This window comes from Vibrio sp. V03_P4A6T147, from assembly GCF_002241085.1.
GTDB classification, from domain to species: domain Bacteria; phylum Pseudomonadota; class Gammaproteobacteria; order Enterobacterales; family Vibrionaceae; genus Vibrio; species Vibrio anguillarum.
Window position 1 is genome coordinate 1 of the sequence record NZ_NDIO01000283.1, and the last position, 6,788, is coordinate 6,788.

The window sequence follows — 6,788 nt, forward strand, 5'->3', positions numbered from 1 at the left end:
CGTGGCGATCAGAGGCGTGCTAAAGCACACCTTGAAAACCAAGGTGTCGAATGTTTCTACCCAGAAATTGAACTAGAGAGAATTCTTCGGGGTAAGCGGCAAGTTGTCAAAGAGCCACTTTTTCCCTCCTATATGTTCATTTACTTTGATTTTGAAATTGGCCCAACCTTTACTAGTGTGCGCTCTACTCGCGGTGTGGTTGATTTCATCCGATTTGGTTCACATCCGAAGGAGTTGGACAGTGATTTGATCGAGGAATTGAAGTTACTCGACCAGTTAAAATTACCGGTAGCATCGTTCAATATTCCAGAAAAAGGGCAGGTAGTTCGACTTAAGGGTGGGCAGTTCTCAGGAATTGATGCTATTTACCAAGAGCCCGATGGTGAGACGCGATCGATTATGCTGGTTAAAATGATCAGCCAAGTGATACCGATGAGCATTGATAATAAACATTTAGAATTAGATTCGTGATTGACTCTCTACAGTAAGCTCTTTAGACAAATAAAAGGCGCATTTTGCGCCTTTTATTTGCTTTATTAGCCAGCGTTTTGGTTAGTACGCTTCATTATGCACCGCTTTGACAGCTCGGCCTGACGGGTCAATACAATTTTTAAAGGATTCATCCCACTCTATTGCTTTGGCGGAAGAACAAGCTACAGAAGGACCTCCAGGAACGCATTGTGCAGCAGACTCTAACGGGAACAGCTCTTCGAAGATCTCGCGGTAAACATACCCTTCTTTTGTCGCTGGAGTATTATATGGGAAGCGGTATTTTGCTGTTTCCATCTGTTGATCGGTAACTTTTTCTTCAGCAACACTCTTTAGTGTGTCAATCCAGCTATAGCCCACACCATCGGAAAATTGCTCTTTTTGACGCCAAGCAATCGAGGCTGGCAGATAATCTTCAAAGCACTCACGTAGAATGTGTTTTTCCATCTTGCCATTGCCACACATTTTGTCAGCAGGGTTAAGCCTCATTGCAACATCAATAAACTCTTTGTCTAGGAAAGGAACGCGTCCTTCCACTCCCCAAGCCGCTAAAGATTTATTAGCGCGAGCGCAGTCAAACAAGTTCAACGCCAGCAGTTTACGCACAGTTTCTTCGTGGAATTCTTGCGCGTTTGGTGCTTTGTGGAAGTATAAGTAACCACCGAAGATCTCATCCGCTCCTTCGCCGGAAAGTACCATTTTGATACCCATGGCTTTGATTTTTCGCCCCATCAAATACATCGGAGTAGAGGCTCGAATTGTCGTCACGTCATACGTTTCAATATGGTAAATAACATCACGAATAGCATCTAAACCCTCTTGGATGGTATAAGTCATTTCGTGGTGTACAGTGCCAATTTTTTCAGCAACTTCGCGAGCCGCTTTAAGGTCTGGAGCACCGTCTAAACCCACCGCAAAAGAGTGAAGCTGTGGCCACCATGCTTCTGATTGTTCATCATCTTCAATTCGCATTGCAGCGTAACGTTTCGCAATGGCTGACGTAATTGAAGAGTCCAATCCTCCAGAAAGCAAAACACCATAAGGTACATCTGTCATCAGTTGGCGCTTCACGGCCGCTTCTAATGCTTGTTTTAGCTCTTCTTTACTGCTGCTATTGCCTTGGACTGCCGCATATTCATTCCAATCTCGAATATAGTAGCGTTGTGCACCTGCCTCTTTCGAGCTGTAGTAACTACCAGGAGGAAATTCACTGATAGTTTTGCAAATGCTTACCAAAGCTTTCATTTCGGATGCAATGTAGTAGTTACCGTGTTCGTCATGGCCTTGGTAAAGAGGAATGATACCAATATGGTCACGCCCGATGAGGTACTCATCTTTTTCTTCATCATAGAGCACAAAGGCAAAGATGCCGTTGAGTTCTTCAAGCAGCGCGGCACCCATGTCTGCATAAAGCGCTAATATCACTTCACAGTCAGAGTCGGTTTGAAAATCGTATTTACCTTGGTAACGAGCACGAATTTCTTTGTGGTTATAAATCTCACCATTGACCGCTAATATGTGCTTTTTATTTGGGCTGTAAAGTGGTTGTGCGCCGCTGTTTAAACCGACAATAGAAAGGCGCTCATGAGCCAAGATTGCTTTTTCTGAAGCATAGATGCCAGACCAGTCAGGGCCGCGGTGACGCATTTTTTTAGACATCTCTAGCGCTATTGGGCGTAACGCTGTTGCATCACTTTTAATATCAAGAATGCCAAATATAGAACACATACAACTTCCTTTTGATGATTTTTAATCTGTTGGACCTAATTTGCCATTCTGGTTAAAAAAAGCAACCATATGGTGTCGTTAATATCACGCAAGGTGCATCTTGGTGAATGTCATTTAAATAATGTGCGATTTATGTGAATTTTTTCTATTTGTTTTCTTTTTTTGAGCAGTGGTGGGTAAATTATGCCCAACTAAGCTCTGGTGCCGTATTGAGTTGGGCATAGAAATGACAATGTTTTACCTAAAAATTGCGATGGCTTACCTAGGCATTATTACGGTTTAGTAAAATTAGGTTGGAGCTGTTTACATACGTGACGGGCAAAACCGCTACCCGCTTCGCTATAGATGTTGAATGCCGCATCAACACCACTTTCCAATAGTGATTCCAATTGGTCTGGGTATTCGGCGATGGCTGCGATTTGTCCTTTAAAATTACGGTGTTGTAACTGCGATAGCGCGATTTGGTTACCCTGATGATGCGGCATAGCAAGCAGTACGAGTTTTACATTACCAGTGTCTAGAATGCGCTCCCAAAAATCAGGGTCGGTTGCATCACCAGCAATAACATTGCGCCCTTGTGAGCGGTGATCATGAGCAACTTCTTCTCGGACTTCTATGCCTAAACTTATTTTGCCATAACGAGAGCGCAACTCATCATATGCACCGGTACCGATGCGGCCCATCCCTAATATGAGTACCTGGGCATGGCCTGGATTAATTAATTGATCTTTGGTGTTGAGTTTTTCAGCGGCATGTTCTTTTAGCCATTGCCGTGAATGTTGATAGAGTTCATGGCCTTTACGGCTTATTGGGGCTGCGATTACAAATGAAATGGATACCGCAATGGCCAGTGCGACCAATATATCACCCGACATCCATCCCATTTTGAAAGCAAGCCCCCCCACAATCAGTCCGAATTCACTGAAATTGAATAAAGACAAGGTGGCTAACAGTGAGGTTCTCACTCGGAATTTAAAGCGGTTGAGTACCCAAAAATAGAGGATACCTTTGATGGGAAGCAGCAGTAAGAGCAACAATGCGAGCGCAAACCCAGTCATTGTGGGCTGTTCTGATAGCCCAATATTGAGGAAAAAGCAGACGAGAAACAGCTCTTTTAGATTAAAGAGTGATTTTGACAGCTCAGATGCTTTGCGATGGCCTGCTAGCAGCATGCCTAAAATCAGAGCACCAAGATCGGGTTTCATCCCAACCAATTCAAATGATCCTGCTCCGACCACTAAGGCAAAAAATATACCAAACAGAACAAGCATTTCACCGTGACCAACCCAGTCGAGCAGTTTGTAAAATAGTGGCCGCATAAAGGGTAGGATCAATAAAGTGGCAGCGTACCAATGAGGAAGTTTTCCTGTCGAGACGGTTAAAAATATGACAGCAAAGATATCTTGCATCACAAGAATACCGATGGCGATAGTGGCGTATGTCGCGTTCATTTCTCCTTTCTCTTGCAGTGATTTCACCGCAAAAACAGTACTGGAGAATGACAAAGCAAAACCAAGCAGAACTAATTGTTCAATTGACATGGAGGCCAGAGAGCTAACCCCTAAATATTTGAATATCAATAAAGCAATGCTGAAAATCCCTGTCGAAAGGAGGTTATGAACCGTGGCACCAGCCCAAATCTCTCTCGCAAGTAAGGTTTTAATCTCTAGCTTAAGTCCAATTGTGAACAGCAATAAGGTAACCCCTAGATCGGCTAGGGTCAGAATGGTATCGCTGCTGTGGTAGCCAGCAGCATTAAGGCCAAACCCAGCAACTAAAAAGCCAACCAACGGAGGTAAATTGCATTTCAAGGCAATAAACCCTGCGAAAAAAGCCGTTGAAATTAGGATAAGTTCCATAAATTCCTTTAGTAATGCTTTGGTTTAAAAATAATGTTTTGGTTGTAAAAAAGGCTGTGTCATGACGACACAGCCTTTTATTATTGCACCTATGGTTGGTTGTTTATCAATCTGCGACGCGACTATGGGTAAATTGGTGTGGAAAGTTTTGAGTGATTGATTCTCTACATTTCGTTGAATCGCGGGGAATACGATCTCTTGAGCGGCTGTAATTTGACCTGCAATTACCACTTTTTGTGGGTTGAACAAGTTGATGGTCATCGCAATGGCTTTACCGAGTTGATTACCCACTCGAATTAAGCTCTGTTTTGCTAGCTCATCACCGAGATTGGCGTGCTCACATACATCATTGATGGTAATGCTCTCTATATTCGCTAGGCTAGATTCATAGCCCTGAGCAATCAGTTTTTTAACACGAGATATAATAGCCGGGTTTGCGGCTACCGTTTCTAAACAGCCGAAATTTCCGCATTGACACTGTTCTCCGAGTGGGTCGATTTGGATATGACCAATTTCACCCACGTTACGGTTATAGCCTAGGAATACTTGACCATTGACGATAATGCCAGCACCAGTTCCTCGGTGAACGCTGACTAGGATAGAGTCTTGACAGTCTTTGCTGGCACCAAAATAATGTTCGGCAAGCGCCATACCGCGCACGTCGTTGCCAACAAAACATTCAACATGAAAATTATCACGAATGATGTCACCTAAAGCGAGTGCATCAATAGCAATGTTGGGCATGTATTCTACGACACCCGTTTCTGGGTTGACTAAGCCGGGTAGGGCAATACCAATGGCAATGAACTGTTCGATTCGCTCTTGCTGTTGTTTGATAAAGGTATTGAGGTGGAAAAGGAGTCCCTCAATTAATTGTGTTTGGTGAGAATAGTGAAACTCGTGATAGTCCGACGCGAGTTCTTTGCCCCCTAAATTATACAGGCTGAGCTGAATGTAATCTCGGCCTAAACGTACGGCGACAGAGTGAAAAGGGGCGACTTCGGTTGTTAAGGAGATGGCTCTACGTCCGCCGGTAGAGGCTTGTTGTGCGACCTCTTTAATGAGGCCGCGTTCTAGAAGTTGGCGGGTTATTTTTGTAACACTTGCTGGAGCAAGTTGGCTCACATCGGCAACTTGAATACGAGATATCGGACCTTGTAGGTCGATCAATCGGTACACTGCTGCGCTGTTGAGTTGTTTGACTAAATCTACGTTACCTATTTGTCCGCCATTCATTATCAATTGTGCTCGTATTGTCCGTTAACAACCGTCGCCTGAACATTGAAGTCTCTATCAAATGCAGTGAGGTTCGCCACCATGCCTTTTTTTACTCGGCCTAGTTTGTGATCCACACCAATTGCTTTTGCCGGATACAGAGTTGCCATCCGCAGAGCTTCGTCCAATGCGATACCAACGTGCTCAACAGTGTTTTGCACTGCCTCAATCATAGTGAGTGCTGAGCCGCCCAGTGTGCCGTTTTCATCAACACACTTACCATCACGGTAATATACTTTCTTACCGACAAAAATAAAGTAATCCATGTTAGCGCCTGCAGGAGCTGTGGCATCGGTCACTAATACAAGCTTTTCGCCTTTGATTTTGTGAGCAATTCTGATGTTAGCATAATCAACATGAAAGCCATCAGCAATAATGCCAGCATAAACTTCTGGGGTGTCATAAATTGCACCAACGACACCGGGTTCACGTCCAACCATCGGCGTCATGGCATTAAATAAGTGTGTGGCAAAGGTGATGCCTGATTCAAAGCTTTTACGTGCTTCAGTATAAGTTGCGTTAGTGTGACCAATCGATACCACAATGCCAGCTTTCACCAGACGTTCAATGTGTTCTGGATTGTTGTGCTCTGGCGCCAATGTCACTTTAGCAATCACATCGCTATTTTCACACATAGTGGCGATCATGTTGTCATCTGAAGGGCGGATGAAATCCACACTGTGAATGCCCTTTTTCATCACATTAAGATATGGCCCTTCAAGGTGTAAACCCAGTGATTGGTTTTTATATTGAGAGTGATATTCACGTGCGGCAGAAATCGCTTTGCGCATGTCTTCGTCTGAAGAGGTGATTAACGTTGGCAAAAAGCTTGTGCATCCTGATTTTAGGTTGGCTTTATGCATGGTCTGCATCGTAGTCGCGGTTACTTCATCATTCAGCATCACACCGCCACAACCATTCAATTGCAGGTCGATAAAGCCTGGGCTTAGGTTTGCACCATTTAAATCTTGTGTCGCTATATCTTGTGGTAAATCCGCAATAGAACAGACCGCTTCAATCAACTCGTTGTTGATAATCACAGCATGGTCAACTAGCACATCACTGCCAGTGTAGATTTTACAGTTAGTTAGTGCGTACATAATTATCAAATCCTTATCTATCAATATTTTATAAATTTGGCGAGGCGACGAAATGAAAGGTGGAATGTGCCAGTACGGTGCTTTCTTTTCTTACTTCAATTAGGTCGCGAATTATCTTGCTAGCAAACAGCCAATGCTGGATGACATTAAAATTAAGTGCTCGTTTTGACTGGGTTATTTGATGGTTATAGTTTGCATTTTATACGAAAAAAGCCAGTCGGGGTTGTTTAGCTTACATGCTATTCGACGATGAAAGAGGCAAATATTATCGCCTAATTTCCATTTTTTTTAATTGTAAAATAAGTTTTATGATCTCGCTATCAAAAACCTTTGTATT

The 6,788-nt window shown here is 43.5% G+C and carries 5 protein-coding genes; 1 reads left to right on the forward strand and 4 read right to left on the reverse strand.

What is annotated here, in order from left to right; all coding sequences use genetic code 11:
• A partial coding sequence (gene rfaH / locus B9J84_RS10990; protein ID WP_094124132.1) for a transcription/translation regulatory transformer protein RfaH occupies positions 1–471 on the forward strand: 471 nt, incomplete at its 5' end.
• Between the two features lie 81 nt (positions 472–552).
• Here rfaH and asnB read toward each other — a convergent pair.
• The 4 genes from asnB to nagA form a co-directional block, all read right to left on the reverse strand.
• Complete coding sequence (gene asnB / locus B9J84_RS10995; RefSeq protein WP_017045499.1) at positions 553–2,217, reverse strand: asparagine synthase B; 1,665 nt, start codon at positions 2,215–2,217, stop codon at positions 553–555.
• 272 nt (positions 2,218–2,489) lie between these two features.
• The gene (locus B9J84_RS11000) at positions 2,490–4,076 is read right to left on the reverse strand and encodes a cation:proton antiporter family protein (protein ID WP_017045500.1); all 1,587 of its coding nucleotides are present in this window, start codon (positions 4,074–4,076) and stop codon (positions 2,490–2,492) included.
• A 24-nt stretch (positions 4,077–4,100) separates the two neighbouring features.
• Complete coding sequence (locus B9J84_RS11005; protein WP_094124133.1) at positions 4,101–5,312, reverse strand: ROK family protein; 1,212 nt, start codon at positions 5,310–5,312, stop codon at positions 4,101–4,103.
• A 2-nt stretch (positions 5,313–5,314) separates the two neighbouring features.
• On the reverse strand, positions 5,315–6,451 hold the full coding sequence (gene nagA, locus B9J84_RS11010) for an N-acetylglucosamine-6-phosphate deacetylase (protein WP_094124134.1): 1,137 nt from the start codon (positions 6,449–6,451) through the stop codon (positions 5,315–5,317).
• Between the last annotated feature and the right edge of the window lie 337 nt (positions 6,452–6,788).